This window comes from Microtetraspora sp. NBRC 16547, from assembly GCF_030268965.1.
In the GTDB taxonomy this organism is placed as follows: Bacteria; Actinomycetota; Actinomycetes; order Streptosporangiales; family Streptosporangiaceae; genus Microtetraspora.
This window is the reverse complement of record NZ_BSSE01000003.1, coordinates 378,297-405,048: the sequence shown is the minus strand read 5'-3', so window position 1 is coordinate 405,048 and position 26,752 is coordinate 378,297. Positions and strand designations below refer to the sequence as shown.

Below are 26,752 nucleotides of genomic sequence, written 5' to 3'. Positions count from 1 at the left end.
CTTACTCCCGGAGCCGCAGCCGAAGCTCGATCAGGTGGTCCGTGGCGTCGAGCACGTGCCGCTCGGCGAGGGTGCGCGCCCGGTCGGCGTCGCCCGCGCCGATCGCCTCGGCGATGGCGCGGTGCTGTGCCGCCGTCTCATCGTGCCCTTCGAGGTCCTCGCGCGAAAGCCACAGCAACGGTCCGATGTCGGCCTGTAACCGGATCTCCTCCCGAGTGAGTCGCGCGGACTGGGAGGCCGCCGCGACCTCGATGTGGAAGCGGCCGTCCAGGCGGCGCAGGTGCGCGCTCGACTCGGCGGCGGCCATCTCGTCGAGCGACCGCCACAGCGGGGCGATGTCGGAGGGCAGCGACCGCTGCGCCGCGAGCCTGGCGGCGGCCCCGGCGATGGCGGCGTAGTGGTCGCCCAGGTCGCGCAGCTCGTCCACGGCGAGTGCGCCGAGCCGCTCGGTCATGTCGAACTCCGATGGGGCGCGGGCGAAGCTGCCGCCGCCCCTGCCGCGCCGGGTCTCGACCAGCCCCTGCTGCCGCAGTGCCATGAGCGCCTCGCGCACGGTCACGGTGGAGACGCCGAGGCGGCCGGCCAGCTCGACCTCGCTGGGCAGCTGCTCGCCGTCCGCGACCAGGCCGAGGGCGATCGCGTCGGTCAGGCGCCGGACCACCAGGTCGACCCGCGCGGTGCTGTCCACCGGGGAGAAGACCGCCAGCCGCGCGACGCTCACGGCCACGCCCAGTCGGTCACTCGCCCGCCGGGTCCCCTGTGTCGCGCCGCAGCCATCATGCCGACCTGCCCGCTTTCCTGTATTCGATCATGTTCGCCTGATAGTTAACACAGTGATACCGGATAGCCGCTTTACTAAAAACATTTAAACCCATATGTTTCCGGTCATGCCACACCAAGCAGTGACATCCGTCACCATCCCGGCCTCCGACCACGCGGTGCGCCTGCGTGGGCTGCGGAAGAGCTTCGGGAGCATCGTCGCGGTCGCGGGCGTGGACCTCGACGTCGCCGACGGCGAGTTCTTCGCGATGCTGGGGCCGTCCGGTTCCGGGAAGACCACTGTCCTGCGGATGATCGCGGGGTTCGAGTCCCCCACCGGCGGAACCGTCGAGCTGGGCGGCCGGGACGTCACCCGGCTCGCGCCGTTCGAACGGGACGTGAACACCGTCTTTCAGGACTACGCGCTGTTCCCGCACATGAGCGTGCTGGAGAACGTCGAGTACGGCCTGCGGGTGAAGAAGGTCCCCAAGGCTGAGCGGCGGGCGCGCGCCATGGACGCGCTGAAGTCGGTCCGGCTCGACGGCTTCGAGAAGCGCCGTCCGGCGCAGCTCTCCGGAGGCCAGCGCCAGCGGGTGGCCCTCGCCCGCGCCCTGGTCAACCGGCCGCGCGTGCTGCTGCTCGACGAGCCACTTGGCGCGCTCGACCTCAAGCTGCGCGAGGAGATGCAGGTCGAGCTGAAGGCCATCCAGCGCGAGGTCGGCATCACGTTCCTGTTCGTGACCCACGACCAGGAGGAGGCGCTCACGATGAGCGACCGGGTGGCGGTGTTCAACCAGGGTGTGATCGAGCAGGTCGGGACCCCCGCCGAGATCTACGAGCGGCCCGCGACCGCGTTCGTGGCCGGATTCGTCGGCACCTCCAACCTCATCTCCGGCGCGGCGGCGCGGACCGTGCTCGGCAAGGACGGCACGTTCAGCGTCCGCCCGGAGAAGCTGCGAGTGGTCCTCGGCGACTCCGGCGACCCGGATCCGGTGGGCTCCGACGAGCACAGCGCCGAGGGCACGGTCTCCGAGGTCGTGTACGCCGGCCCGGCGACCCGGTTCGTCGTGGAGCTCGACGCCGGCGGCCGGCTCATCGCGCTCCAGCAGAACCAGGAGGTCTCGTCGATGGACGTGATGGGCCTGCGCGGCCACCGGGTGCGGCTCGTCTGGCAGCGCCGCCACGAGTTCGCGATCACTTCCTAGCGCCTTCCCCGCCACATCCCCGCCACGTCCCCGCCACGTCCGAGCCGGTCCCAGCCACTTCCCGGCCGGCCCTGAGCCGGTCCCACCCACTTCCCGGCCGGGCCCCGGCCACGCCGGCGGATCCTTCCGGCGACCCCGCCCGTCACCAAGCGCAACGACCTGTAATCACACAGCAAGGAGAGACAGCATGCGGCCCACCTCCCCCCGGCCGGTGTTCCTGACACGCGGCCTCGCCGTCACGGCCGCGCTGGCCCTCGCCGCCCTGACCGCCTGCGGCGGCTCCTCGACCGGTGCCGCCGGCGGCACCGCGACCGCGCCGGGCCAGAGCGGCTTCAACCCGCCCGCGATGGAGGCGGCGAAGTCACTCGGTTCCGGCGAGGGTCAGGTCAACCTGATCGCCTGGGCCGGATACGCCGAGGACGGCTCCAACGACCCCAAGGTCGACTGGGTCCACCCGTTCGAGAAGGCGACCGGGTGCAAGGTCAACACCAAGGTCGCCGGGACCTCTGACGAGATGGTCAACCTGATGAAGACCGGCGAGTACGACGCGGTGTCCGCCTCGGGCGACGCCTCGCTGCGGCTGATCGCCTCCGGAACGGCCGCTCCGGTCAACACCGACCTCATCCCCAACTACAAGGACGTCTTCGACGGCCTCAAGCTCAAGCCGTGGAACTCGGTCAAGGGCGTCGCGTACGGCGTCCCGCACGGCCGCGGGGCCAACCTCCTCATGTGGCGGACCGACGCGGTCACGCCCGCGCCCGACTCGTGGGGCGTGGTGTTCGACCCGGCCTCACCGCACAAGGGGAAGGTGACGGCGTACGACTCGCCGATCTACATCGCCGACGCGGCCCTCTACCTGATGTCCGCCAAGCCCGAACTCGGCATCAAGAACCCGTACGCGCTGGACGACAAGCAGTTCCAGGCCGCGGTGGACCTGCTCAAGCAGCAGCGGCAGATCATCGGCGAGTACTGGTCGGACTACACCAAGGAGATCCAGGCGTTCAAGGGCGGCGACACCGTCGTGGGCACCACCTGGCAGGTGATCGCCAACCTGGCCAAGGCCGAGAAGGCGCCGGTCGAGGTGACCCTGCCCAAGGAGGGCGCCACCGGCTGGTCCGACACCTGGATGATCGCGGCCAAGGCCAAGAACCCGAACTGCGCCTACAAGTGGCTCGACTGGATCATCTCCCCCACCGCGAACGCGCAGGTCGCGGAGTGGTTCGGCGAGGCCCCGGCCAACGCGAAGGCGTGCGCGAAGACCTCGGACGCCTCGTTCTGCGACACGTTCCACGCCACCGACGAGGAGTACTTCTCCAAGGTGCACTTCTGGACCACTCCGATCGCCCAGTGCCTTGACGGCCGCACGGACGTGACGTGCAAGGACTACTCGGAGTGGACCCGCGCCTGGACCGAGATCAAGGGCTGACCGTCCCCCGGCTTCCCGCCCCCGGCGCGGCTCGGTGCCGCCCGGGGTGCGGGTGGAGGGTTTTGGGAGAGATCACATGACTACTTCGGCCGCCGTCGGCCGTACCGGTCCACGCGCGCGGGTGGCCGCCTTCCTGCACCGCCACGCGCGGGTACGGCTGTCGCTGCTGCTCTCAGCGCCGCTGGCGTGGCTGGGACTCGCCTACCTGGGCGCGCTCGCCGCACTCTTCGTGACGGCGTTCTGGTCGACCGACACGTTCACCGGCGATCTGATCAGGACGTTCACCTGGGCGAACTTCCAGGACCTGGTGACAGGGGACGTGTACCGGACGATCGCCCTGCGCTCCCTGGGCGTGGCGGTCGCGGTCACGCTCATCGACCTGATCGTCGCCTTTCCCATGGCGTTCGCCATGGCCAAGCTCGCCTCGCCGCGCGCCCAGCGCTGGCTGGTGATCCTGGTGCTCACCCCGCTGTGGGCGTCCTACCTGGTCAAGGCGTACGCGTGGCGGGTGATGCTGTCCGCGGACGGCGTGCTCGGCTGGGGCTACGGCCTGGGCGCCACCATCGCGACGCTCTCGTACCTGTGGCTTCCGTACATGATCCTGCCGATCTACGCCGGGTTGGAGCGCCTGCCGTCCTCGCTGCTCGACGCGGCGGGTGACCTGGGCGCGCGGGGCTGGCGGACGTTCCGCACCGTGGTGTGGCCGCTCAGCTTCCCCGCCGTCGTGGCGGGTTCGATCTTCACCTTCTCGCTGTCGCTGGGCGACTACATCACCGTGAAGATCGTGGGCGGGAAATCGCAGCTCATCGGCAACGTCGTCTACGACAACATCGGCGCGGCGAACAACCTGCCCTTCGCCGCGGCCGTCGCGACCGTGCCGGTCGTGATCATGCTGGTGTACCTGGCGGCGGTCCGCCGTACCGGAGCCCTGGAGAATCTGTGAGAGAGCGAAGCGAACGAACCAGGAAGCGCGGCGACCTGATTCACCTGCCGACGAAGGAGGCCCGGTGAATCTGTCCCGTACGGCTCGCGCGTCGCTGTGGGCGGCGCTGGCCCTCGGCCTCGGCGTCATCTACGTGCCACTCGGCGTGGTCCTGCTGAACTCCTTCAACTCCGACCGGACCTTCGGGTGGCCTCCCCAGGGGTTCACGCTCCAGTGGTGGAGCGCGGCCTGGCGGTCCACGGGCCTGCGCGACGCGCTGTGGACGTCGGTCCAGGCGGGGCTGGGCGCGACCGCGATCGCGCTGGTTCTGGGGACGATGGCGGCGTTCGCCGTGCAGCGCTACCGGTTCTTCGGCCGTGACACGGTGTCGCTGCTGATCGTGCTACCGATCGCGCTGCCCGGCATCGTGACCGGCATCGCGCTGAGCAACACGTTCCATTCGGTGCTCGGCATCCCCCTCGGGCTGTTCACCGTGATCGTCGGGCACGCGACGTTCTGCGTGGTGACCGTCTACAACAACGTGCTGGCGCGGCTGCGCCGCATGGGCCTGAACGTGGAGGAGGCGTCGGCCGACCTCGGCGCGGACACGTTCACCACGTTCCGCCTGGTGACGTTCCCGATGATGCGCTCGGCGCTGCTGGCGGGCGGCCTGCTGGCGTTCGCGCTGTCTTTCGACGAGATCATCGTGACCACGTTCACCGCGGGCGCCGGGGTCAGGACCCTGCCGATCTGGATCTTCGAGAACCTGTTCCGGCCCAATCAGGCTCCGGTGGTGAACGTCGTCGCCGCCGCGCTGATCGTCGTCTCCGTCGTCCCGATCTATATTGCCCAGCGCCTGTCCGGTGGTGACCCCCAGACACGGTGACCGGTCAGGGCTGGAAGATGTCGGCCGCCGTGATGGGGAGGACTCCCTCCCCCGCGTGCGTGACCTCCTCGCGGGCGCAGATCGCGTACGTCAACGAGTCCACGTTCCCCGTGAGATTGGCCGCCTTTCGCGCGAGGTGTGATCGCAGACGGGCCGCGTTGACACTCCTTGTCCATAGTCAACGTGGTCAGGAACGGGTGGCGGAGGTCCAGGAGGCGTAGAGGTCGGCGTAGACGCCGGGCTCGTTCACCAGATCGGCGTGCGGGCCGCGCTGGACGATCCGGCCGTGTTGGAAGACGAACACCTCGTCGGCGGCCTCGGCCGTCGAGAGGCGGTGCGCGATCGAGACGGCCGTGCGGCCCCGGGTGACCCCGTCGAGGGCCCGCGCCAGCCGTACCTCGGTGGCCGGGTCCACGGCGGAGGTGGCCTCGTCGAGCAGCAGCAGGTCGGGGTCGGCGAGGTAGGCGCGGGCGAGGGCGACGAGCTGGCGCTCCCCCGCTGACAGGGACTCGCCGCGCTGGCCGACCGGGGTGTCCAGGCCGGCGGGCAGCCCGTCCAGCCAGTCGGCGAGCCCCAGCTCGGTCAGCGCCAGCCGGATCTCCTCCGTGGTGGCGGACGGCCGGCCGAAGCGGATGTTCTCCTCAAGGGTCGCGTCGAAGAGGAACCCGTCCTGGGGCACCATGACGATCCGCTCGCGCAGCGAGGAGAAGCGCACGTCCCGCAGGTCGATGCCGTCCACGAGGACCTGGCCGGACACGGGGTCCATCAGGCGGGTGAGCAGCTTGGCGAATGTCGTCTTGCCCGACCCGGTCTCCCCGACCACGGCCACGCGGGTGGACGGCGGGATGTCCACCGAGACGTCGTGCAGGACCGGGGCGCCGCCCGGGTAGGAGAAGCCGACTCCCTCGAACGCGACCGAGATCGGCCCGCGCGGCAGCGTGACCCCGTCCGCGGGGTCGGCCACGTCGGCCGGGGAGTCGAGGACGCCGAGGATGCGGCGCCATCCGGCGATCGCGTTCTGCGCCTCGTTCAGGACCTCGGTCGCGGTCTGCAGCGGGCTGATGAACAGCGTGATCAGGAACAGGAAGGCGACCAGCCGTCCGGCGGTGATCGAACCGTCCAGGCCCAGCCGCACGCCGAGGACGACCACCCCGGCGATGGCGATCGACGCGACCAGTTCGGTGACGGGGAAGGTCAGGCCGACCATCTTCTGGGCTCGCGTCTGCGCCGCGCGCTGGCCGTCGACCGCGCTGTCGATGCGCACGGCGGTCCGGTCCTCCGAGCCGTACGCCCTGATCACGGCGCTGCCGACGACCGACTCGCTGACGGCCGCGAGCACGTCGCCGGTCCGCTCGCGCACGGCGGTGTAGCTGCCGGCCACGAGCCGCTGGAACCGCGGCAGTGCGAAGACCAGCGGCAGGAAGCAGGCCCACACCACGAGCGTGAGCTGCCACGAGTAGACCGCCATGAGGATCGTCGCGATCACGAGCTGCCCGGCGGCGACGATGATCATCAGCCCGCCCCACTGCATGAACGTGCTGATCTGATCCACGTCGCCGGTCACCCGGGAGACCATGGAGCCACGCCGCTCGCTGTTCTGCGTCAGCACGGACAGGTCGTGCACGTGCCGGAACCCCTTGGTCCGCAGCGTGGCGAGGCCCGACTCGGTGGCCCGGTAGAGCCGGACGTTCATGAGATATCCGGCCAGCGCGGTCAGCAGCACGGCCAGGGCGCACAGGACGACCGCGTTCCTGATGAACGCCATGTCGGGCGCGCCGCCGCGCAGGCCGCGGTCGATGACCTGCTGGACCGCGATCGGCACGATGACCTTGCCGAGGGTGGCGAGCACGGCGAGGACCACGGTCCCACCGAGGCCGCGGCGGAACTCCGGCGACAGCCGCAGGCCGTGCCGTAGGGTCTCCAGGGCGGACCGCTCGGCGGCCCGCATGGCGCCGCCCGGCCCCTGCGCCCCGTTCTCCCGGACCTCTCGTTCCTGCGTCACGGCGGTCACGCCACGACCTCCTCGTCACTGTCGATCGCGGCCCGCTCGGCCTCTTCCCTCTCGTACGCGGTGACGAGGTTGCGGTAGCCCTCGCAGCGGACGATCAGCTCCTCATGGGTGCCCTGGTCGGCCACCGCTCCGTGTTCGAGGTAGACGACCTCGTCGGCCATGGCGATGGTGGCCATCCGGTAGGCCACCACGATGACCGTGGACCTGGACGAGCCCTCGCGCAGGCCGTACAGGATGCGCTTCTCGACCTGCGGGTCCACGCTGGAGGTCGAGTCGTCGAGGATGAGCAGGCGCGGCTCGCGCACGAGCGCGCGGGCGAGCGCGATGCGCTGCCGCTGGCCGCCGGAGAGCGTCGCGCCGCGCTCGCCGACCCGGGTGTCGAGGCCCTCGGGGAGCGCGGCGACGAAGCCGTCCGCCTGCGCGAGCCGCAGCGACGCCCACACCTCGTCGTCCGCGATGTCGCGGCCGAGCGTGATGTTGCCGCGCACGCTGTCGTCGAAGAGGAAGGTCTGCTGGGGGACGAGCGCGACCGAGTCGCTCACCGCGCCGCGCGCCGCCTCGCGCAGGTCGGTCCCGTCGAGGCGCACGGCGCCGCGGTCGGGGTCGATCAGGCGGGCGAGGAGCTGGGTGAGCGTGGACTTGCCCGCTCCGGTCGGGCCGACGACGGCGACGGTCCTCCCCGGGATGACGTCGAGGCCGACCTCGCGCAGCACGGGCGCCTCGGGGTCGTAGCCGTAGGTGACGCCGCTCACCTCGATCGAGGCGGGGCCGTGGCCGTCCAGCCGGGCCGTGCCGTACTCCATGGAGCCGGAGGCGTCGAGCACCTCCTGGACCCGGGTCCAGCCGACGACGCTGCGCGGCAGCTCGGCGAGGACCCAGCCGAGCGCGCGGATCGGGAAGGCGAGGAGCGTGAACAGGTAGGAGACCTCGATCAGCTCGCCCGCCACGACGCCGCCGCTCCGCAGCCGGATGGAGCCGACGAGGAGGACGGCGAGCACGCCGAGGGTGGGCAGTGCCTCCAGCAGGGGATCGAACAGCCCGCGCACCTTGCCGACCGCGATGTTGGCGTCGCGCAGTTCCTCGGCCTTGGCCTGGAATCTGGCGGTCTCGGCGTCCTCCCGGCCGAGCGTCTTGACGACGAGGGCGCCGTCGAAGCTCTCATGGGCGATCTCGCTGACCTCGGCCCGGAGCTGCTGCGCCCGGGTCGCCAAGGGCGACAGCTTGCGCTGGTAGATCAGGTTGAGCACGGCGATGGCCGGAAATATCAGGAAACCGACGATGGCGAGGATCGGGTCCGTCACGAGGATCGCCACGGCGGCGGTCACCAGCATGACGATGACGCCGACGGCCATCGGCAGCGGCGCGAGCGGCGCCCACGCGGCCTCGGCGTCGGAGCTGGCGTTGGAGAGCAGCTGGCCGGTCGGATGGCGGTGGTGCCAGGCGAGCGGCAGCCGCAGGTACTGCCGGGTGACGGCGCGCCGGGACGCGGCCTGCATGCGGTACTGCATGATCCCGGCCAGGATGCGCCGCCCCATGATGCCGAGGGCCTTGAGCACGGCGACCCCGATGATCAGTAATGCCGCGGCGGTCAGAGCACCCGCGCTCGTCCGTCCTTCGTGGAAGGCCGGCAGCACGACCTGCTCGGTGGCCCGGCCCATGGCCCAGGAGGAGGCGACCGTCATCACGCCGTAGAGGGCGCTGGAGAGCACCGCGGCGGTGAAGACGCGCGGCTCGGTTCTGATCGCGACACCGATGACCTTGAGACCCTGGCGCATGACGGCGGTGGACACCTGAGACGGCACGCGTGCGGTCCTCTCGATCGTGGCGGCGCGGTCCGGCCGGACCGCCTCCTGCTGCTTCCGGGTCCTGCCGCTTCCGGCCCGAACCCTCTTTCCGGCCCGAATCCGGCTGTTCCCGGACGGGCATCCGAGACGTTACCCGCCCGCGCGGCACCCCGGATCCGTCCCCGGACCGACACCTTCCCAGGTAATTGGTCCTAGATACTCCATATCATCCTGATCGACCGGAATATTCCGCGTGGAGCAGATGATCCATGCGGGCCGCCAGGGGTCCGTTAGGCTCGGGGCGTGACCCACACCCGCGCGGAGCGTGCCGCGCTCTGCGACCTGCTGGACGAGCTCGGGCCCGCCGCGCCCACACTCTGCGAGGGCTGGGCGACCGCGGACCTCGCCGCCCACCTCGTGCTCCGCGAGCGCCGCCCGGACGCCCTGGGCGGCATCGCGGTCAAGGCGCTCGCGCCGTACACCGCGTCCGTGCAGGATCGGCTCAAGGCCCGGCACCCCTACCCCGAGCTGGTCGACCTCGTACGGCAGGGCCCCCCGAGGTGGACGCCGTACGGCCTGATCCCGGGAGCCGACGAGCTGGTCAACACGGTGGAGCTGTTCGTCCACCACGAGGACGTCCGCAGGGCGCAGCCGGACTGGGAGCCCAGGGAGCTGTCCGCCGGCCTGGACGAGGTGCTGTGGAAGCGGCTGCGCACCATGGCCCGGGTGTTCTTCCGGAGGTCGCCGGTCGGCGTGGTGCTCCGCCGCGCGGACGGGGAGAAGGTCGCGGCCCGCATGGCCGAGCCGGCCGTGGTGGTCTCCGGCGAGGCCCAGGAGCTGCTTCTGCTGGCCTTCGGCCGCCAGGCGCACGCGTGGGTGACCTTCGAGGGCGACCCGCACGCCGTGGCCGCGCTGCGCAGGGCACGCCTCGGCGTGTGACACGGGGCTTCGCCACCCCGTTTCCTCCGATACCGGGCACTCCTCGTGAAACACGCACATGTCACGACGTGATGCGGCAGCATGAGGGCCAGCGATCGGAGAAGAAAGGAGGGTGGCGCCGCCTCCCCGGCCACGGCGAGAGTCGCGCCAGAACTCTGATGAACGTGAAGAAGCTGTTGACCTACGCCGCTGTCGCCTTCGTGGTCTTCTACCTGTTCACCCAGCCCGCGGGGGCCGCCGCGGCGGTCAAGGGCGTCTTCGGCAGCATCGGCACGGGCGCCGAGCAGCTGTCGGCGTTCTTCACGTCTCTGTTTTCTGGCTGAGTCCCTGATTTCTGGCTGAAGAGTTAGGCCCCCGGAAGAGCCTCGTGGCTTCTGGGCTAGTTATGATCATTCGCGTCGGTGGGTATGTATTGCCGGGAAACTGACTGCAGGAGGCCCCCCAATGCAGGTCAAGAAGGTTCTTACGTACGCGGCCATCGCGTTCGTGGTCTTCTACCTCTATAGCCAGCCAGCCGCCGCCGCAGGTGCCGTGAAGGGTGTCTTCGAGACGGTGAACACGGGTGCCAGCCGATTGGCCACATTCTTCACGACTGTTCTGAGGTGATGTGACGGCATTCCGTTGACGCCCGGCCCCGACGATGCGGCCGGGATGGCGCGGCGCCACTTCCACGACGGCGCCCAGCGTGTTACGCAGGCATGATGAGGGATCGCCACAACGTCACCGACGTGCGGCAGCTCGAACCCGCGGCACTGCGCGTCCTCGAACGCGCCGAGGTCGAGAACGTCGAGCTGGCCCGCTTCATCTATGTCGACCATGGCGGGGTGATCCGGGGTAAGGCCGCCGCACGGGCGCGCCTGGCCGAACGGATCACCACCGGCATCGGGCACACGGTGGCGATGATGGCCATGTCGATGCTGGACCACCTGCAACCGGTGGAGGGCATGGGCCCGGTGGGCGAGGTGCGCATCGTTCCCGACCCCACGACCTTCGTGACCCTCCCGTACGCGCCGGGGGCCGCGGCGATGCTGTCCGACCTGTGCGATCTGGACGGCTCCCCCTGGGCGGCCTGCCCGCGTTCCTTCCTGAAAGACACGATCGCCACGCTCCGCGACGAAGGGTTCACCCCCGTGGCGGCGTTCGAGCCCGAGTTCACGCTCGGCCGGCGGCTGCCCGACCCGACCGGCGGTCCCGACCGGCTCGTCCCCGTCGACGACAGCCTTTGCTACGCCACCACGGGGTTCGACCTGGCCCACGACTACGCCATACGGCTCGTGCGCGACCTCGACGCGCAGGGGCTGCGGGTGGAGCACTACTACCCGGAGCTCGGCGCCGGGCAGCAGGAACTGTCCATCCGGCACACCACCGCCCTGAAGGCGGCCGACAACCACGTCCTGTACCGCGAGACCGTGCGTGGGGTGGCCTTCCGCATGGGACTGTGGGCCTCGCTGGCGCCGAAGCCGATCCCGGCGCAGGCGGGCAACGGGACGCACCTGCACATCTCCCTGTGGGACGAGGGGCTCCAGCGCAACCTCTTCGCCGGCGGGCCGGACGGCCTGTCGGACACGGCCCGCCACTTCATCGGCGGCGTCCTCCGCCACCTGCCCGGCCTCGTCGCGCTGACCTGCGCGAGCGTCAACAGCTACCGGCGGCTGGCCCCACGGGCGTGGGCCAGCGCGTACAGCTGTTACGGCTGGGACAACCGGGAGGCGGCGGTCCGGATCTGCTCGCCCATGGCCGGGAACGTCGAGGCGTCCACCAACCTGGAGATCAAGCCGTCGGACTCGACGGCGAATCCGTATCTCTCGCTCGGCGCGGTGCTGCGCGCCGGGCTCGACGGGATCCGGCGGCGGCTCGATCCGGGCGAGGCCGTCGACGTCGACCCGGCGACGCTCACCGACGAGGAGCGGGCCCGCCTCGGCTGCGCCCGGCTGCCGGGATCGCTCGACGAGGCCCTGGACGCGCTGGAGGCCGACGAGCTGCTCATGGAGGCCCTCGGTCCCCTGCGGCGCCGGGCCTACCTCGCCGTCAAGCGCTCCGAGGCCGCGGACTTCGCCGGGCACGACGCCGCGTACGAGACCTTCCACCATTTCCGGGTGTTCTGAACCAGGGGCACGAACGTGGTCCCGGTGATCCGCGAGTCCACGCGCCGGTCACCGAGCGGGCGGTGTGACACTGGACAAATGACCTCTGATCTCATCGCTGTGACCGGGGCGACCGGTCAGCTCGGACGGCTCGTGACGCGCCGCCTCGCCGCCGCCGGCGTGGACCAGCGCCTCGTCGTCCGCGACACGTCCCGAGCGCCGGACCTGCCCGGCGCCCACGCGGTCGCCGCGGAGTACGAGGACACGGACGCCATGCGGGCCGCGCTCGACGAGGTGCAGACGCTGCTGCTGATCTCCGCCACCGAGACGGCGGGCCGCGTGGCGCTGCACACCTCCGCCGTGGACGCGGCGCTCGACGCGGGCGTGTCCAGGATCGTGTATATCTCGTTCCTCGGCGCCGCACCGGACGCGACCTTCACGTTCGCCCGCGATCACTGGCACACCGAGCAGCACATCCGCGAGAGCGGCGTCGCGTTCACGTTCCTGCGCAACAACCTCTACATGGACCTGGTGCCGTACTTCGCCGACGACGACGGAGTCATCCGCGGCCCGGCCGGGCAGGGCCGCGTCGCCATGGTGGCGCGGGACGACATCGCGGACGTGGCGGCCGCCGTGCTGCGGGAGCACGGTCATCAAGGCGCGACCTACGACGTGACGGGGCCGCGGGCGCTCACCCTGGGGGAGGCCGCGGAGGCGATCACCCGCGTCACCGGGAGGCCGACCCGCTACCACGCCGAGACGATCGAGGAGGCGTACGCGTCCCGGGCCCGGTACGGCGCGCCCGAGTGGGAGGTGGCGGGATGGGTGACGTCCTACGCCGCCATCGCCGCCGGGGAGTTGGACGTGGTCACCGACACCGTCGAGAAGATCGCCGGGCACCCGCCGATGAGCTTCCCCGAATACCTGCGCAGGACCTCGGCCGGGTGAGCGGCCGAGGTCCTGCGGCGGGTCAGCGTACGGGGTGGCCGGCCGCCCGGAGGGTGTCCTTCACATCGGCGATCGTGAGGTCGCCGAAGTGGAAGACGCTCGCCGCGAGCACGGCGTCGGCGCCCGCCTCGACCGCGGGTGGGAAGTGCTCCAGCGCCCCCGCGCCACCCGAGGCGATCACCGGGACGGTGACGGCGGCGCGCACGGCCCGGAGCATCTCCAGGTCGTAGCCGTCCTTGGTGCCGTCGCCGTCCATGGAGTTGAGCAGGATCTCCCCCACGCCGAGATCCTGGCCGCGGCGAGCCCACTCGACCGCGTCGATGCCGGTGCCGCGGCGGCCGCCGTGAGTGGTCACCTCGAAGCCGGAGGGGGTGGGCGGCCCGTCGACGACGCGGCGCGCGTCGACGGACAGCACGATGCACTGGGCGCCGAACCGCTGGGAGAGCTCGGTCAGCAGCTCGGGCCGCGCGATGGCGGCGGTGTTGACGCTCACCTTGTCGGCGCCCGCGCGCAGCAGCCGGTCCACGTCCTCGACCGTGCGGACGCCACCGCCGACGGTCAGCGGGATGAAGACCTGCTCGGCCGTGCGGCGCACCACATCGAGCATGGTGTCCCGCCCGCCCGACGACGCGGTGATGTCCAGGAAGGTCAGCTCGTCGGCGCCCTCGGCGTCGTACCGGCGGGCCAGCTCGACCGGGTCGCCCGCGTCGCGCAGGTTCGCGAAGTTGACACCCTTGACCACCCGCCCGGCGTCCACGTCCAGGCAGGGGATGACGCGTACCGCGACCGTCATGGCGCCTCCTCGCTCGGGTTCTCGCGCGTCCCGTCGCCCAGGTGCGCCTCGACCTCGATCTCGACCAGCATCCTGGGGTCGACCAGACCGGCCACCTGGACGCTCGTGCAGGCCGGCCGGACCACGCCGAAGACCTCTCCGTGTGCCCGGCCGACGGCGTCGAAGTCGTCGGCGTTCACCAGGAAGATCCGGGTGCGGACGACGTCCTGCAGGCCGCCGCCCGCCTTGCCGAGCGCGTCGAGTGCGATGGAGATCGCGGTGAGCGTCTGCTGGTAGGCGTCGCCGGCGTGGCGGACCTCACCGTCCACGGTAGCGGTGCATCCGGAGATCCACACCCGGGGCCCGGCGACCACGGCGCGGGCGTAGCCGTACCGGTCCTCCCACGGTCCGCCCGAGAAGATCCTGGTGCTCATCGGGTGCTCACGGCTGCCAAAGCCTCCTCCAGGGTGAACGCCTGGGCGTACAGCGCCTTGCCGACGATGGCGCCCTCGACGCCCTCGGGGACGAGGGTCGACAGCGCGCGCAGGTCGTCCAGCGACGACACACCGCCACTGGCGATCACCGGCTTGTCCGTGCGGCGGCAGACCTCGCGGAGCAGGTCCAGGTTGGGCCCGCGCAGCGTGCCGTCCTTGGTCACATCGGTGACGACGTAGCGGGGGCAGCCCTCGGACTCCAGCCGGTCGAGCACCTCCCACAGGTCGCCGCCCTCCTGCGTCCAGCCGCGCGCCGCCAGGGTGGTGCCCCGGACGTCGAGCCCGACGGCGATGCGGTCGCCGTGCTCGGCGATGATCTTGGCGCACCAGGCCGGATCCTCAAGGGCGGCGGTGCCGATGTTGACGCGGCGGCAGCCGGTGGCCAGGGCGGCCTCCAAAGAGGCGTCGTCGCGGATCCCTCCGGACAGCTCCACATCCACGTCAAGGGCGCCCACCACCGACGCCAGCAGCTCGCGGTTGCTGCCGCGGCCGAACGCGGCGTCCAGGTCCACCAGATGGATCCATTCGGCGCCGGCTTCCTGCCAGGCGAGCGCCGCGGCGAGCGGGTCGCCGTACGAGGTCTCCGTTCCCGCCTCACCCTGCACCAGGCGAACCGCCTGGCCGTCGGCGACATCCACTGCGGGAAGCAAAACGAGCGACATCAGTCACGACCTCCGGTCAAAGACAACGGTGACGAGCACCGGGATCAGCAGAATCGACAAGATGAGCACGCCGAGCCTGGCCGCCCAGCCGTCGAGCAGCAGCCAGGCGAGGACCTGCGTGAGGAGCCACAGCACGGCGAGCACGGCGTTCTGCTCGCGGCGCCTGCGGGCGAGGAGGCCGCCCGGCCTGGCCACGCGTACGCGGCGCGGCAGGACGGCGGTCAGCCGTCCACGCAGCTTCCTCCGCCGGGCCACCCGCGCCTCGCGGAGCGCGTGTTCGGCGGCGCGACGTTCCCGCTCGGCCTCGCGCTCCGCCCGGCGCCTGGCTCGCTCCTTGCTCACGTGGCCTCCCCACGCGGCGGTCCGGGGCTCCCGCCCGGGAGGCCCCGCAGGTTCACAGTGTGCTCAGCCAGTTGGAGAGGAGGACGGCTCCAGCATCCCCGGACTTCTCCGGGTGGAACTGGGTGGCCATGAGGGGACCGTTCTCGACGGCCGCGACGAACCGCACACCGTGCTCGGCCCAGGTGACCAGCGGGTCGGTGAACCCAGGCCCCGCGGTGAGCTCCCACTCGCGCACGCCGTACGAGTGGACGAAGTAGAACCGGGTCTCGGGGTCGAGCCCGCGGAACAGGACGCTGCCCTCCGGGGCGGTCACGGTGTTCCACCCCATGTGCGGCAGCACCGGGGCATCCAGGCGCTGGACGACGCCGGGCCACTCGCCGCAGCCCTCGGTGTGGACGCCGTGCTCGACGCCCTTCTCGAAGAGGATCTGCATGCCGACGCAGATGCCGAGGACGGGACGCCCCGCGGCCAGCCTGCGGCCGACGATGCGGTCGCCGTGGACGCTCTTCAACCCCGCCATGCACGCCGCGAACGCGCCGACGCCCGGGACGACGAGGCCGTCGGCTTCGAGTGCCGCGTCGTAGTCGGAGGTCACCGTGACGTCGGCGCCCGTGCGCGCCAGCGCCCGCTCGGCCGAGCGCAGGTTGCCCGACCCGTAGTCGAGGATCACGACCCGCTTCGCTACTGCCACCACAACACTCCCGCGGTCAGCGCCAGCACCGCTCCGGCGCCGGTGATTATGGCGAGCCCCTTCAGCCCCTGGCGCACGGCGGAGATGACCCCGCCGATGAGGAAGAGCCCCACGAAGATCATGCCGACGGACGCGAAGGTCATAGCACGCCCTTGGTGCTCGGCACGCCGATGGCGCGCGGGTCCCGCTCCGACGCCTCGCGCAGCGCGCGGGCGAGAGCCTTGAACTGCGCCTCCACGATGTGGTGCGCGTTGCGCCCGTACGGCACGTGCACGTGCAGGCAGACCGCGGCCTGGGCGACGAACGACTCCAGGATGTGCCGCGTCATGGTGGTGTCGTACTCGGGGCCGATCATCGGCGCCATGCCCTCGGGCTCGGTGTGCACGAGGTACGGCCGGCCGGACAGGTCCACCGTGACCTGGGCGAGCGACTCGTCCAGGGGGCAGGCCGCGGTGCCATACCGCCGGATGCCCGACTTGTCGCCCAATGCCTCGCGGAACGCGGCGCCCAGCGCGAGCGAGGTGTCCTCGATCGTGTGGTGGGAGTCGATGTGCAGATCGCCCTGGGTCTTGACGGTCAGGTCGAACAGGCCGTGCTTGCCGAGCTGAGCGAGCATGTGGTCGAAGAACCCGACCCCCGTCGCCACGTCGACGACACCGGTGCCGTCGAGGTTGACCTCGACCAGCACGGACGTCTCCTTGGTGGCGCGCTCCACCCGGCCGACGCGCCCAGCGCCAGCAAGCCCAGTATCAGCGAGCCCCGTGCCCGCAACACGCGCGTCACTCATCCGAGGACCCCCTCCAGCGCGGCCCGGAAGGCCGCCATCTCTTCACCGGTCCCGATGGACACCCGCAGCCAGCCGTCCGGACCGGTCTCCCTGATCAGCACGCCGCGTTCGAGCACGCCCTCCCAGACCGCGCGCCGATTCGGAAACCTACCGAATAGCACGAAATTGGCATCGGAGTCTGCGACGGACAGGCCACGTTGCCGTAGCCAGTCCACGATCGCGTCCCGCTCGGCGCGCAGCGCGTCCACCGTGCCGAGCAGCTCCGCGCGGTGCGCGAGCGCGACCCGGGCCGCGGCCTGCGTCAGCGTCGACAGATGGTACGGCAGGCGGACCAGCAGCAGGGCGTCGATCACGGCGGGGTCGGCGGCGAGGTAGCCGAGCCGGGTGCCCGCCATCGCGAACGCCTTGGACATGGTGCGCGTGACGATCAGCCGGGGGTTGCCCGGGAGCAACGACAGTGCCGACGGGGTGCCGGTCCGGGCGAACTCGGCGTACGCCTCGTCCACCACGACCATGCCGGGCGCGGCGGCGAGGATCCGCTCGATCACGCCGAGGGGCAGCGCCGTGCCCGTGGGGTTGTTCGGCGAGGTGAGGAACACCACGTCGGGCCGGTGCTCCTCGAGCATGCTGACGGCGCGCGTCTCGTCGATCGCGAAGTCCTCCTCGCGCGCGCCGTCGATCCAGCGGGTGCCGGTGATGCCCGTGATGATGGGGTGCATGGAGTAGGACGGCTCGAAGCCCATCGCCGAGCGCCCCGGGCCGCCGAACGCCTGCAGGATCTGCTGGATGACCTCGTTGGAGCCGTTGGCCGCCCACAGCTGCCGGGCGGTGAGGCCGTGGCCGAGGTAGTCGGCGAGGTCCTTGCGCAGGTCGAGCGCGTCCCGGTCGGGGTAGCGGTTGAGCGTGGCCGCGCTCTGCCGTACGGCATGGGCCAGGTCCTCGACCAGGGCGGGCGACGGCGGGTAGGGGTTCTCGTTGGTGTTGAGCCGGACGGGCACGTCGAGCTGGGGTGCGCCGTAGGCGGTCTTCCCCCGCAGGTCGTCCCGGATCGGCAGGTCGTCGAGTGTCGTCACGGTCGGAGTCACGGTCGTCGTCGCGGCCGGAGTCACGGTGGGAGTCACGCTGCTCTCTCGCCGGCCGGGCTGTCGGGCGGGATCCGTCATGAGGGGATCCCCCAGTCGAACCGGGCGCGGATCGCGGCGCCGTGCGCCGGGAGGTCCTCGGCGTCGGCGAGCACGCAGACGTGCGGTGCGGCCGCGGCTAGCGCCTCGCGGGAGTAGTCGACGACGTGGATGCCGCGCAGGAAGCTCTGCACGGACAGTCCGGACGAGTGGCAGGCGCAGCCGCCGGTCGGCAGCACGTGGTTGGATCCGGCCATGTAGTCGCCGAGCGACACCGGGGTGTACGCCCCGACGAAGATCGCGCCCGCGTTGCGCACCCGGGCGGCCACCTCGGGAGCGTCCGCCGTCTGGATCTCCAGGTGCTCGGCGGCGTAGGCGTCGACGACGCGCAGGCCGTCGTCGAGGGTGGAGACGAGGACGATGCCGGACTGCCGGCCGGAGAGCGCCTCGGTGATCCGCTCGGAGTGGCGGGTGGCGGCGATCTGGCCGGGCAGCTCCTTCTCGACCGCGTCGGCCAGCTCGACACTGGTCGTGACCAGCACGGAGGCGGCGATCACGTCGTGCTCGGCCTGGCTGATCAGGTCGGCGGCGACGTGCACCGGGTCGGCGGTCTCGTCGGCCAGGATCGCGATCTCGGTGGGACCGGCCTCGGAGTCGATGCCGATGATGCCCTTGAGCAGGCGCTTGGCCGCGGCCACCCAGATGTTGCCCGGGCCGGTGACCATGGTGGCCGGCGCGCACTCCTCGGTGCCGTAGGCGAACATCGCCACGGCCTGGGCGCCGCCGACGGCGTAGACCTCGTCGACGCCGAGCAGGGCGCAGGCGGCGAGGATCGTCGGGTGCGGCAGCCCGCCGAACTCCTTCTGGGCGGGCGAGGTGACGGCGAGGGATCGGACCCCGGCCTCCTGGGCGGGCACCACGTTCATGACCACGCTGGAGGGGTAGACGGCCCGGCCGCCCGGCACATAGAGCCCGACGCGGTCCACCGGGACCCATCGCTCGGTGACCGTGCCGCCCGGCACGACCTGTGTGGTGGTGTCGACGCGCCGCTGGTCGCGGTGGACCAGGCGGGCCCGCCTGATCGACTCCTCCAGGGCGGCACGCACCGCCGGATCGAGGCCGTCCAGTGCCCGTCCGAGCTCCTCCACCGGAACCCGGGTGGACTCCAGCTCGACGCCGTCGAATCTCGCGGTCAGCTCCCGTACGGCTGCCGCGCCGCGATGGCGCACGTCCTCACATATGGGCCGCACCTTTTCCAGGGCGGCCTCGACGTCGAGCTCGGCGCGGGGCAGCACATCGCGCAGGTCACCGGGCAGGGATCCGCGCAGATCGATACGGGAAATCACCCTCCCAGTCTACGGACGGCGAGGAGCTGATCCCGTTCCGTCCAGCATGCGGACGGCGCGTTTCGTCCAGGTGACCGACTCTTGACATCTTTCGGGCAGTAATCCACACTTTCGGGCAATAGTAGTCAATTTCGGTCAACTGGATGGTGTCCATGCTCCCGGCCCAGCGCCACCAGCGCATCGTCGAGGCGCTGTCGCAGGCCGGCACGCTGCGCACCGAGGACCTGGTCGAGCTGCTCGGCGTCTCGCACGAGACCGCCCGCCGCGACCTGGCCACCCTCGAACGGCGCGGCCTGCTGGCACGGGTGCACGGCGGGGCCACCGCCGTCACCTCCGGCACCGGCGAGGAGTCCTCCTACCTGGAGCGCTCCACCGCGCAGGCGGAGGCCAAAACGGTCATCGGCGCGCTGGCCGCCCAGGTCCTCCGGCCGGGCCAGACAGTGATCATCGACGTGGGCACCACGGCCGTGCAGGCGGCGCGGGCGATCCCGACCGGGTTCCGCGGGGTCGTGGCGACGTGCTCGCTGCTGGTCGCCGCCGAACTGGCCGGGCGGCCGGGCATCGAGGTGCTGGTCGCGGGCGGCCGGGTCAGGCAGGGCGACCTCGCCGTGTCCAACGCCCAGACCGTGGCGTTCTTCCAGGACCTGAGGGCCGACGTGGCGCTCCTCGGCTCCGGCGGCCTTACGGCGCTGGCGGGGCTCACCGACTACTACCTCGACGAGGTCGCGACGAAGCGGGTCATCCTCGCGAACACGGCGCGCACCTACGTGCTGGCCGACAGCACGAAACACGGCAAGGTCGCCGCCTACCGGGTGTGCGGCCTGGACGGATTCTCCGGTCTCATCACGGACCGGGAACCACCACCCGAACTCGCATCCGCCCTGGTCAGGGCGGGTGTGGAGGTAATCAGGCCGTAAGCTCGGCCCGGCGGCGCGGCCACGCCGCCGGACCCGGACCGCTCACTTTCTTCGCAGCAGGAGACGATCCATGTCCCATAGTTCCACGCCCGCACCCGGGGTCACGACCGGGAGCGACAGCGCCGCCGACGAGGCGATCTCGCACGCGGGTTACTCCCAGCAGTTCAAGCGCACCCTGAAGTCGTTCGAGTCCTTCGCGGTCGCCTTCTCGTTCATCTCGATCACCACCGGCCTGTTCTCCACGTACGGCACCGTGCTCGGCAAGGGCGGCCCGGCCGGCATCTGGACCTGGCCCATCGTGGGCGCGGGCACCGTGATGGTGGCCCTGGTCTACGGCATGCTCGCCAGCCGGATCCCGCTGTCCGGCTACAGCTACCAGTGGGCGAGCCGGCTGGCCTCGCCGGTGCTCGGCTGGTGGTTCGGCTGGGTGTCGTTCGCGTTCCTCGCGATCGTCGCCGTCGCGGTCGACTACGGACTCGCCCAGACGGCGCTGTTCCCGCTGTTCGGCTGGACCTACACCCCGCTGAGCGGCGCGCTGGTCACCGCGGTCGTGCTCCTCGTGCAGATGGTGCTCATCATCTGGTCCACGCCCATCACCACCAAGATCAACAACCTCGCGGTGAGCGCCGAGATCGTCGCGATGATCGGGCTCACCCTGCTCATCGCCGGGTTCGCGATCTTCGGCGGGCACGCCGAGTGGTCCAACCTGACCTCGACCGGCGTCGCGTCGCAGGACGGCTACTTCGGCTGGCTCGGGCCGTTCATGCTTTCCGCCCTGCTCGGCGCGTTCACCCTGGTCGGCTGGGAGTCGGCGGCCAACCTCGCCGAGGAGACCATCAACCCCAAGAAGGTGGTCCCCCGGGCCATGGTCCGCGCGATCCTGCTCAGCGTCGCCATCGGCATGGTGTTCCTGATCGTGGTCACCGCCGCGCTCGGCACGGACGTCGCGGGCATCACCGCCTCCTCCGCCCCCGTCGCCCAGGTCATCGCGAACGTGGTCGGCGCCGGCGTGGCGCGGGCCTTCCTCGTCGTCGTGAGTGTGGCCATCTTCGCCTGCGGTCTGGTCATCATGGTGAGCTGCAGCCGGCTCGTGCACGCCATGGCCCGCGACGGCCGGCTGCCGTTCTCCGGCGCGCTGAGCCGGGTGCCGCGCGCCACCGGCGGCCCCACCTGGGCCACCGTCGTCGCCGCCGGCGCCTCGCTGCTGATCGTCCTCACCTTCTCCGGCAACGCCGACGCCCTGGGCGAGCTGCTGGGCGCGGGCACGCTGATGCCCGCCATCCTGTACGCCGGGACCGTCGCGCTCTACCTCGGCACCCGGCGCAAGTACCGCCCGCAGCCGGACGACTTCCGGCTCGGGAAGTGGGAGAAGCCCGTCGTCGCTGGCGCCGTCGTCTGGCTGATCATCGAGCTGAGCATCTTCATGATCCCGTCCGACTTCCGCATGGCGCAGCTCTACGCCCTCGGCTCGCTGGTGCTCGGCGCCGTCGTGTTCGCCGTCGTCTGGGCCACCCGCAGGGACCGGCTGACCGCCGAGCCCGGCATGGGGGTGGAGGCGCTGTGACCACCGTCTTGGCCATCGACCAGGGGACGTCCGGCACCAAGGCCATCGTCGTCGGGCCGGACGGCGCCGTCCTGGCGCTCGCCGAGGTGCCCGTACGGCCGGCGTACCTGCCCGGGGGCCGGGTCGAGCAGAACCCGCAGGAACTGCTCGACTCGGTGCTCGCGGCGGGCCGCCAGGCGGTCGCGCAGGCAGGCCGGCCGATCGACGCGGTGACCCTGGCCAACCAGGGCGAGACCGTGCTCGCCTGGGACCCCGACACCGGGCGGCCGCTGACGACCGCGCTGGTCTGGCAGGACCGCCGCGCCGAGGACGTGTGTGCCGATCTCGCCGACCACGCCGGCCGGGTCGCGGAGCTGACCGGACTCGTGCTCGACCCGTACTTCTCCGCGCCCAAGATGGCGTGGATCCGCCGCAACCTCACCTCCGAGGGGGTGGTGACCACAACCGACTCCTGGCTGGTGCACCACCTCACCGGTGCGTTCGTGACGGACGCCTCCACCGCGAGCCGCTCGCTGCTGCTCGACCTGGACGCCGTCGACTGGAGCCCCGAGCTGCTGCGCCTGTTCAAGCTCGACGGCGAGCGGCTGCCGCGGATCGTCGCCTGCGACGAGGTCGTCGGCGCCACCCGGGCGTTCGGCGGGGAGATCCCCGTCGGCGGGCTCATCGTGGACCAGCAGGCCGCCCTCCTCGCCGAGGGCTGCCTGCGGCCCGGCGAGGCCAAGTGCACCTTCGGCACCGGCGCGTTCCTCCTGGCCAACACCGGCGAACGCGCCGTACGGTCCACCTCCGGCCTGACCACATCCGTGGCGTGGCGGGCCAGAGGCGGCACGCCGTACTGCGTGGACGGGCAGGTCTACACGGCGGCGTCGGCGGTGCGCTGGCTCGGCGACCTCGGCTTCATCGGGGGCGCCACCGACCTGGACGCGATCGCCGCGCCGGACAGCCAGGGCGCGCTGTTCGTCCCGGCGCTCGCCGGGCTCGCCGCGCCCTGGTGGCGGCCGGACGCGACCGCCTCGTTCCTCGGCATGACGCTGTCCACCCGTCCGGGCCACCTGGTCCGGGCGGTCCTCGAAGGGGTGGCCGCCCAGGTGGCCGACCTCGCCCAGGTCGTCGCCCGCGACCTCGGCTCTTCCCTGACCCGGCTGCGGGTGGATGGGGGGCTCACGCGTTCGGCGACGCTGATGCAGGCGCAGGCCGACCTCGCCCAGATGCCGGTAGACGTCTACCCGTCGCCGCACGCGACCGCGCTCGGCGCCGCCGCCATGGCCCGGCTCGCGGTGGATCCCGCGCTCGGCCTGGAGGAGGCCGTGCCGGCGTGGACGCCGTCCACGACGTACGAGCCGCGCTGGACGGGTGACCGTGCCGCCGAGTTCCTGGCCCGATGGCGCCGGGGCGTGGACGCGGCCATGGACAGGGCGGATCTGACGGGGAGCGAAGCATGAACACGCGGCAGATGAGGTACGGCCCGCTGCCGGTCGAGAGGGTCGACGTGGCGGTGATCGGCGGCGGGGTCGTCGGCGCCGCCGTGGCCCGCGCGCTGTCCGGGCACGACCTGACGGTCGCCCTGGTGGAGGCGCGCTGCGACGTCGGCGACGGCACGAGCAAGGCCAACACGGCGATCCTGCACACCGGGTTCGACGCCAAGCCCGGAACGCTGGAGTCCCGGCTCGTGCGGCGCGGCTGCGAGCTGCTCGGCGACTACGCGGCCACGACCGGCATCCCGGTCGAGCGGACGGGAGCGGTGCTGGTCGCCTGGACCGACGAGGAGCTGGCCGCGCTGCCGGGGCTGGCCGCCAAGGCGGTCAAGAACGGCTACGACCGGTGCGAGATCATCGGTGCCGAGGAGGTCTATCAGCAGGTCCCGGCGCTGGCGCCGGGCGCGCTCGGCGGGCTGACCGTGCCCGACGAGTCGATCATCTGCCCGTGGACCACCACGCTGGCGTTCGCCACGGAGGCGCTGTCCCGCGGGGCGTACCTGCTGTTCAACACCAGGGTCGAGGGCGTCGAGCCGCCCTCCGGCACGGCAGGGGACGCGGCGGACACCGTGTTGCGGACCAGCCGGGGCACGCTGCGCGCGGGCTGGGTGGTCAACGCCGCCGGGCTCGGCTCGGACGTAATCGACGGCCTCTTCGGGCACACGCGGTTCACGGTCACCCCGCGCCGCGGCGAGCTGTTCGTGTTCGACAAGCTGGCGCGGCCGATGGTGAACAAGATCGTGCTGCCGGTGCCCAGCTCGCGGGGCAAGGGCGTGCTGGTCAGCCCGACAATCTACGGCAACGTCATGCTCGGCCCGACCGCCGAGGACCGGGACGACCGGACGGACACCTCCACCTCGGAGCACGGCTTCGCGTTCCTGCTGGAGAAGGGCAGGAAGCTCATGCCCGCCCTGCTGGACGAAGAGGTGACCTCCTCCTACGCGGGGCTGCGGGCGGCCACCGAGCACGGCGACTACCAGGTGTTCCTGGACGCCGGGCAGCGTTACCTCGTGCTCGGCGGCATTCGCTCCACGGGGCTGACGTCGGCGATGGCCGTGGCCGAGCACGCGCTCGGCCTGCTCGGCGAGGCCGGGCTGCGGCTCGACGCGAAGGCGACGCTGCCGGACCCGCCGCGCATGCCCAACATCGGCGAGGCGTTCCCGCGCCCCTACCAGCGCGCGGACCTCATCGCCGAGGACCCGGCGTACGGCACGGCCGTGTGCTTCTGCGAGCGGGTCACCGAGGGGGAGATCAGGGACGCGCTCGCCTCGCCCATCCCGCCCGCCGACATCGACGGGCTGCGCCGCCGTACGCGGGCGCTGATGGGCCGCTGCCAGGGCTTCTTCTGCGGAGTCGAGGTCGAGGGGCGCCTGTGCGCCGGGGTCGCGCGGGCGAACAGGGAGCACGGGGAGCACGGGGACACCGAGAAGACGGGGGAAGCGCAGTGAGCGGCACGAACGGCGTCGCGCCGGACGTCACGACCGAGAGCCCGGACGTCGCCGTCGTCGGGGCCGGGCCGTCCGGACTGACCGCGGCACGGGAGCTCGCGGCCTCGGGTCTGGACGTGCTGGTGCTCGACCGGGAGTGGGAGGCCGGGGGCATCCCCCGGCACAGCGACCACACCGGGTACGGCCTGCGCGACCTGCACCGGGTCATGAACGGCCCGGCGTACGCGCGGCTGCTCGCCGAGCGGGCGGTCGAGGCGGGCGCCCGCGTGCGGACATCGGCGATGGTCACCGGCTGGGCCGGGGAGCGCTCCCTCGACGTCACCACCCCCGAGGGCCGGATCCGGGTGGACGCCCGCGCGGTCGTGCTGGCCACCGGCGCCAGAGAGCGCCCCCGTACGGCACGGCTGGTGCCGGGCGACCGGCCGCCCGGCGTGATGAACACGGGCCAGCTCCAGAACCTCGTCCACCTGCACCACCGCGAGGTCGGCACGCGGGCCGTGATCGTCGGCGCGGAGCTGGTGAGCTGGTCGGCGGCGCTGACGCTGCGCGAGGCCGGGTGCCGCACCGTGCTGATGACGACGGAGCACCCGCACGCGGAGTCCTACGCCGCGTTCAGCGTGCCCGGCCGGGCGGTGCTGCGGGTGCCGGTGGCGACGCGGACCCGGGTGACCCGGATCATCGGGCACCACGCGGTGGAGGCGGTCGAGGTCGAGGACCTCGCCACCGGGGCGCGGCGCACGGTGCCGTGCGACACGGTGATCTTCACCGGCGACTGGATCCCCGATCACGAGCTGGCCCGCGCCGCCGGCCTCGACCTCGACCCCGGCAGCAAGGGGCCGCTGGTGGACAACGCCCTGCGCACCAGCCGTCCGGGCGTCTTCGCGGTGGGCAACCTGGTCCACCCCGTGGATACCGCCGACATCGCGGCGCTGGACGGCCACCACGTGGCCCGGCACGTACGCGACTACCTGACGGGCGTCCTGCCGCAGGGGCCGGGCATCCCGCTGCGTGCGGAGGCGCCGTTCACCTGGGTGTCCCCCGGCCTGGTACGCCCCGGGGCGGGGACACCGCCGCGCGAGCGGATCCTGCTGTGGTCGGCCGAGCAGCGGCTCGTCGCCCGGATCGAGGTGACCCAGGACGGACGGCGGATCGCCCGCCGGACACTCCCCTGGCCGGTCTCCCCGGGCCGGGTCTTCCGCGTGCCGTCGTCGCTGCTGTCCGGCGCCGACCCACACGGCGGCCCCATCACCATCTCACTCGCCTGACCTCGGCGGGGACCACGGCCCGCCTTCCGAACCATGCCCGTGCACGGTCCGGGAGGCGGGCCGTCGGCCGTGTCACGGAATCCGCGCCAGGCGGCGAACCCCGCTCAGCCCAGGCTGTGCCGTACCCAGACGTTGGGTTCGACGTAGGTGGCGTAGTCCTGTTCCGGAACGCAGCGGACCGGCACCAGGGCCCCGGGCACCTCCACCCAGCCGTCGGCGTCGAACGGCAGGCCGGTCCACTCGCGCCACTGCGCGAGCGAGCCCGGGACCGCCATCGAGGCGGGAGCCACCGAGTGGATCACACCGCCCGCCCGGACGTGGGTGCGCAACCACGGGTCGACCGGCAGCCCGTCGTCGCGGGTACGGAGCGCGTACTCGGCCATCGGCGTCGACGGCTCACGGTGCTTCCCGTTGGGGCGGACGGGGGCGACCAGTTCGGTGAAGCCCCGCGCCCTCACGTTCTCCCGCATCGCGGCCAATATCGTCCCGGACAGGCCCCTCCCCCGCCGGTCGGGCCGGACCATGATCTCGATCGCGCTCACGGTGTCGCATCGGACGCCGCGGCGGTGGTCGGAGAAGGCCCACAACAACGCCTGGTCCCACCCGTTCGGCGGCAGCTCCCCGCGTCCCGGCGCGCCGAGGACGAACGGAACGGCGTATGCCCGCGCCACGGCGACACCCTCCTCGTCCGTGGCGATGAGCGTGAACTCCGGGAAGGTTCCGGCGAGCCGCGGGAAATGCGCCCAGCCGACCGGATCGTTCTGGACGAACTCCGGCCAGTCATCCGGCATGTCGTGAATGGCGTCGCCGAGTTCGGGACGCTCCTCAAGCGTGGTGATCTTGACAGCCATCACGGCAGGCTACCCAGGAGCCGTGGGGAGGGCCAACCGGTTTCCGGCCGCCG

27 protein-coding genes are annotated in these 26,752 nt (G+C 71.8%); 14 read left to right on the top strand and 13 right to left on the bottom strand.

The window, feature by feature from the left end; translation table 11 throughout:
* Nucleotide 1: 1 nt before the first annotated feature.
* Nucleotides 2-727: a FadR/GntR family transcriptional regulator gene (locus tag QSK17_RS07160; protein ID WP_285703645.1), complete on the bottom strand. Its 726-nt coding sequence runs from the start codon at nucleotides 725-727 to the stop codon at nucleotides 2-4.
* 160 nt (nucleotides 728-887) lie between these two features.
* On the opposite strand from QSK17_RS07160, the gene QSK17_RS07155 reads away from it, so the two are divergent.
* The 4 genes from QSK17_RS07155 (at nucleotide 888) to QSK17_RS07140 (ending at nucleotide 5,198) form a co-directional block, all read left to right on the top strand.
* Nucleotides 888-1,964 (top strand): ABC transporter ATP-binding protein, encoded by a 1,077-nt coding sequence (locus QSK17_RS07155; RefSeq protein WP_285703644.1) that lies wholly within the window; start codon nucleotides 888-890, stop codon nucleotides 1,962-1,964.
* A gap of 187 nt (nucleotides 1,965-2,151) precedes the next feature.
* Nucleotides 2,152-3,390 (top strand): ABC transporter substrate-binding protein, encoded by a 1,239-nt coding sequence (locus tag QSK17_RS07150; RefSeq protein WP_285703643.1) that lies wholly within the window; start codon nucleotides 2,152-2,154, stop codon nucleotides 3,388-3,390.
* Nucleotides 3,391-3,466: 76 nt separating this feature from the next.
* Nucleotides 3,467-4,333: an ABC transporter permease gene (locus QSK17_RS07145; protein WP_285703642.1), complete on the top strand. Its 867-nt coding sequence runs from the start codon at nucleotides 3,467-3,469 to the stop codon at nucleotides 4,331-4,333.
* A 64-nt stretch (nucleotides 4,334-4,397) separates the two neighbouring features.
* Nucleotides 4,398-5,198 (top strand): ABC transporter permease, encoded by an 801-nt coding sequence (locus QSK17_RS07140; protein ID WP_285703641.1) that lies wholly within the window; start codon nucleotides 4,398-4,400, stop codon nucleotides 5,196-5,198.
* Nucleotides 5,199-5,385: 187 nt separating this feature from the next.
* On the opposite strand, the gene QSK17_RS07135 is transcribed toward QSK17_RS07140, so the two are convergent.
* Nucleotides 5,386-7,209, bottom strand: coding sequence for an ABC transporter ATP-binding protein (locus tag QSK17_RS07135; RefSeq protein WP_502889153.1), 1,824 nt, complete (start codon nucleotides 7,207-7,209; stop codon nucleotides 5,386-5,388).
* Nucleotides 7,206-8,984 (bottom strand): ABC transporter ATP-binding protein, encoded by a 1,779-nt coding sequence (locus QSK17_RS07130; protein WP_285703727.1) that lies wholly within the window; start codon nucleotides 8,982-8,984, stop codon nucleotides 7,206-7,208. Before QSK17_RS07130 ends, QSK17_RS07135 begins: the two co-directional genes overlap by 4 nt.
* A gap of 312 nt (nucleotides 8,985-9,296) precedes the next feature.
* Here QSK17_RS07130 and QSK17_RS07125 point away from each other — a divergent pair, with 312 nt between their 5' ends.
* The 5 genes from QSK17_RS07125 to QSK17_RS07105 all read left to right on the top strand — a co-directional run bounded on the left by QSK17_RS07125 (nucleotide 9,297) and on the right by QSK17_RS07105 (nucleotide 12,964).
* Complete coding sequence (locus QSK17_RS07125; RefSeq protein ID WP_285703640.1) at nucleotides 9,297-9,932, top strand: TIGR03085 family metal-binding protein; 636 nt, start codon at nucleotides 9,297-9,299, stop codon at nucleotides 9,930-9,932.
* Between the two features lie 164 nt (nucleotides 9,933-10,096).
* Nucleotides 10,097-10,255, top strand: coding sequence for a hypothetical protein (locus QSK17_RS07120; protein ID WP_285703736.1), 159 nt, complete (start codon nucleotides 10,097-10,099; stop codon nucleotides 10,253-10,255).
* Nucleotides 10,256-10,376: 121 nt separating this feature from the next.
* Complete coding sequence (locus QSK17_RS07115) at nucleotides 10,377-10,538, top strand: hypothetical protein (RefSeq protein ID WP_285703639.1); 162 nt, start codon at nucleotides 10,377-10,379, stop codon at nucleotides 10,536-10,538.
* Between the two features lie 95 nt (nucleotides 10,539-10,633).
* Nucleotides 10,634-12,037: a glutamine synthetase family protein gene (locus QSK17_RS07110; RefSeq protein WP_285703638.1), complete on the top strand. Its 1,404-nt coding sequence runs from the start codon at nucleotides 10,634-10,636 to the stop codon at nucleotides 12,035-12,037.
* A gap of 78 nt (nucleotides 12,038-12,115) precedes the next feature.
* Nucleotides 12,116-12,964, top strand: coding sequence for an SDR family oxidoreductase (locus QSK17_RS07105; RefSeq protein ID WP_285703637.1), 849 nt, complete (start codon nucleotides 12,116-12,118; stop codon nucleotides 12,962-12,964).
* Between the two features lie 22 nt (nucleotides 12,965-12,986).
* On the opposite strand, the gene hisF is transcribed toward QSK17_RS07105, so the two are convergent.
* The 9 genes from hisF to hisD form a co-directional block, all read right to left on the bottom strand.
* Entirely contained in the window at nucleotides 12,987-13,757 is a 771-nt protein-coding gene (gene hisF, locus QSK17_RS07100) for an imidazole glycerol phosphate synthase subunit HisF (protein ID WP_285703636.1), read from the bottom strand.
* Complete coding sequence (locus tag QSK17_RS07095) at nucleotides 13,754-14,170, bottom strand: RidA family protein (RefSeq protein WP_285703635.1); 417 nt, start codon at nucleotides 14,168-14,170, stop codon at nucleotides 13,754-13,756. Before QSK17_RS07095 ends, hisF begins: the two co-directional genes overlap by 4 nt.
* The gene (gene priA, locus QSK17_RS07090) at nucleotides 14,167-14,892 is read right to left on the bottom strand and encodes a bifunctional 1-(5-phosphoribosyl)-5-((5-phosphoribosylamino)methylideneamino)imidazole-4-carboxamide isomerase/phosphoribosylanthranilate isomerase PriA (RefSeq protein ID WP_285703634.1); all 726 of its coding nucleotides are present in this window, start codon (nucleotides 14,890-14,892) and stop codon (nucleotides 14,167-14,169) included. Before priA ends, QSK17_RS07095 begins: the two co-directional genes overlap by 4 nt.
* 3 nt (nucleotides 14,893-14,895) lie before the next feature.
* Nucleotides 14,896-15,234, bottom strand: coding sequence for a hypothetical protein (locus tag QSK17_RS07085; protein ID WP_285703633.1), 339 nt, complete (start codon nucleotides 15,232-15,234; stop codon nucleotides 14,896-14,898).
* 52 nt (nucleotides 15,235-15,286) lie between these two features.
* Entirely contained in the window at nucleotides 15,287-15,925 is a 639-nt protein-coding gene (gene hisH / locus QSK17_RS07080) for an imidazole glycerol phosphate synthase subunit HisH (RefSeq protein WP_285703632.1), read from the bottom strand.
* Nucleotides 15,916-16,068, bottom strand: a complete 153-nt coding sequence (locus tag QSK17_RS07075; RefSeq protein ID WP_285703631.1) for a CG2302 family histidine operon protein — start codon at nucleotides 16,066-16,068, stop codon at nucleotides 15,916-15,918. The genes hisH and QSK17_RS07075 overlap by 10 nt, the downstream gene beginning before the upstream one ends.
* Nucleotides 16,065-16,712: an imidazoleglycerol-phosphate dehydratase HisB gene (hisB, locus tag QSK17_RS07070; protein WP_285703630.1), complete on the bottom strand. Its 648-nt coding sequence runs from the start codon at nucleotides 16,710-16,712 to the stop codon at nucleotides 16,065-16,067. Before hisB ends, QSK17_RS07075 begins: the two co-directional genes overlap by 4 nt.
* Nucleotides 16,709-17,785 carry a histidinol-phosphate transaminase gene (locus QSK17_RS07065; protein ID WP_285703726.1) on the bottom strand — a complete coding sequence of 359 codons (1,077 nt, stop codon included), beginning with the start codon at nucleotides 17,783-17,785 and terminating at the stop codon, nucleotides 16,709-16,711. Before QSK17_RS07065 ends, hisB begins: the two co-directional genes overlap by 4 nt.
* A gap of 86 nt (nucleotides 17,786-17,871) precedes the next feature.
* A complete protein-coding gene (hisD, locus tag QSK17_RS07060; RefSeq protein WP_285703629.1) occupies nucleotides 17,872-19,179 on the bottom strand; it encodes a histidinol dehydrogenase in 1,308 nt (435 codons plus the stop codon).
* A gap of 143 nt (nucleotides 19,180-19,322) precedes the next feature.
* Here hisD and QSK17_RS07055 point away from each other — a divergent pair, with 143 nt between their 5' ends.
* From QSK17_RS07055 to QSK17_RS07035, 5 genes are all read left to right on the top strand, one after another.
* Complete coding sequence (locus tag QSK17_RS07055; RefSeq protein ID WP_285703628.1) at nucleotides 19,323-20,096, top strand: DeoR/GlpR family DNA-binding transcription regulator; 774 nt, start codon at nucleotides 19,323-19,325, stop codon at nucleotides 20,094-20,096.
* 70 nt (nucleotides 20,097-20,166) lie between these two features.
* Complete coding sequence (locus tag QSK17_RS07050; RefSeq protein ID WP_285703627.1) at nucleotides 20,167-21,660, top strand: amino acid permease; 1,494 nt, start codon at nucleotides 20,167-20,169, stop codon at nucleotides 21,658-21,660.
* On the top strand, nucleotides 21,657-23,102 hold the full coding sequence (locus QSK17_RS07045) for an FGGY family carbohydrate kinase (protein ID WP_285703626.1): 1,446 nt from the start codon (nucleotides 21,657-21,659) through the stop codon (nucleotides 23,100-23,102). The genes QSK17_RS07050 and QSK17_RS07045 overlap by 4 nt, the downstream gene beginning before the upstream one ends.
* Entirely contained in the window at nucleotides 23,099-24,583 is a 1,485-nt protein-coding gene (locus QSK17_RS07040; protein WP_285703625.1) for an NAD(P)/FAD-dependent oxidoreductase, read from the top strand. The genes QSK17_RS07045 and QSK17_RS07040 overlap by 4 nt, the downstream gene beginning before the upstream one ends.
* On the top strand, nucleotides 24,580-25,848 hold the full coding sequence (locus tag QSK17_RS07035) for an NAD(P)/FAD-dependent oxidoreductase (RefSeq protein ID WP_285703624.1): 1,269 nt from the start codon (nucleotides 24,580-24,582) through the stop codon (nucleotides 25,846-25,848). The genes QSK17_RS07040 and QSK17_RS07035 overlap by 4 nt, the downstream gene beginning before the upstream one ends.
* A 104-nt stretch (nucleotides 25,849-25,952) precedes the next feature.
* Here QSK17_RS07035 and QSK17_RS07030 read toward each other — a convergent pair whose 3' ends face one another.
* Nucleotides 25,953-26,699: an N-acetyltransferase gene (locus tag QSK17_RS07030; protein ID WP_285703623.1), complete on the bottom strand. Its 747-nt coding sequence runs from the start codon at nucleotides 26,697-26,699 to the stop codon at nucleotides 25,953-25,955.
* Nucleotides 26,700-26,752: the final 53 nt, after the last annotated feature.

What these genes read in the sequence shown, in the direction of transcription:
- QSK17_RS07155 (WP_285703644.1), top strand. Translation starts at nt 888, where the DNA reads ATGCCACACCAAGCAGTGACATCCGTCACCATCCCGGCCTCCGACCAC.
- QSK17_RS07150 (WP_285703643.1), top strand. Translation starts at nt 2,152, where the DNA reads ATGCGGCCCACCTCCCCCCGGCCGGTGTTCCTGACACGCGGCCTCGCC.
- QSK17_RS07145 (WP_285703642.1), top strand. Translation starts at nt 3,467, where the DNA reads ATGACTACTTCGGCCGCCGTCGGCCGTACCGGTCCACGCGCGCGGGTG.
- QSK17_RS07130 (WP_285703727.1), bottom strand. Translation starts at nt 8,984, where the DNA reads ATGCGCCAGGGTCTCAAGGTCATCGGTGTCGCGATCAGAACCGAGCCG.
- QSK17_RS07115 (WP_285703639.1), top strand. Translation starts at nt 10,377, where the DNA reads ATGCAGGTCAAGAAGGTTCTTACGTACGCGGCCATCGCGTTCGTGGTC.
- QSK17_RS07110 (WP_285703638.1), top strand. Translation starts at nt 10,634, where the DNA reads ATGAGGGATCGCCACAACGTCACCGACGTGCGGCAGCTCGAACCCGCG.
- QSK17_RS07105 (WP_285703637.1), top strand. Translation starts at nt 12,116, where the DNA reads ATGACCTCTGATCTCATCGCTGTGACCGGGGCGACCGGTCAGCTCGGA.
- hisF (WP_285703636.1), bottom strand. Translation starts at nt 13,757, where the DNA reads ATGACGGTCGCGGTACGCGTCATCCCCTGCCTGGACGTGGACGCCGGG.
- QSK17_RS07095 (WP_285703635.1), bottom strand. Translation starts at nt 14,170, where the DNA reads ATGAGCACCAGGATCTTCTCGGGCGGACCGTGGGAGGACCGGTACGGC.
- priA (WP_285703634.1), bottom strand. Translation starts at nt 14,892, where the DNA reads ATGTCGCTCGTTTTGCTTCCCGCAGTGGATGTCGCCGACGGCCAGGCG.
- QSK17_RS07075 (WP_285703631.1), bottom strand. Translation starts at nt 16,068, where the DNA reads ATGACCTTCGCGTCCGTCGGCATGATCTTCGTGGGGCTCTTCCTCATC.
- hisB (WP_285703630.1), bottom strand. Translation starts at nt 16,712, where the DNA reads ATGAGTGACGCGCGTGTTGCGGGCACGGGGCTCGCTGATACTGGGCTT.
- QSK17_RS07055 (WP_285703628.1), top strand. Translation starts at nt 19,323, where the DNA reads ATGGTGTCCATGCTCCCGGCCCAGCGCCACCAGCGCATCGTCGAGGCG.
- QSK17_RS07050 (WP_285703627.1), top strand. Translation starts at nt 20,167, where the DNA reads ATGTCCCATAGTTCCACGCCCGCACCCGGGGTCACGACCGGGAGCGAC.
- QSK17_RS07040 (WP_285703625.1), top strand. Translation starts at nt 23,099, where the DNA reads ATGAACACGCGGCAGATGAGGTACGGCCCGCTGCCGGTCGAGAGGGTC.
- QSK17_RS07030 (WP_285703623.1), bottom strand. Translation starts at nt 26,699, where the DNA reads ATGGCTGTCAAGATCACCACGCTTGAGGAGCGTCCCGAACTCGGCGAC.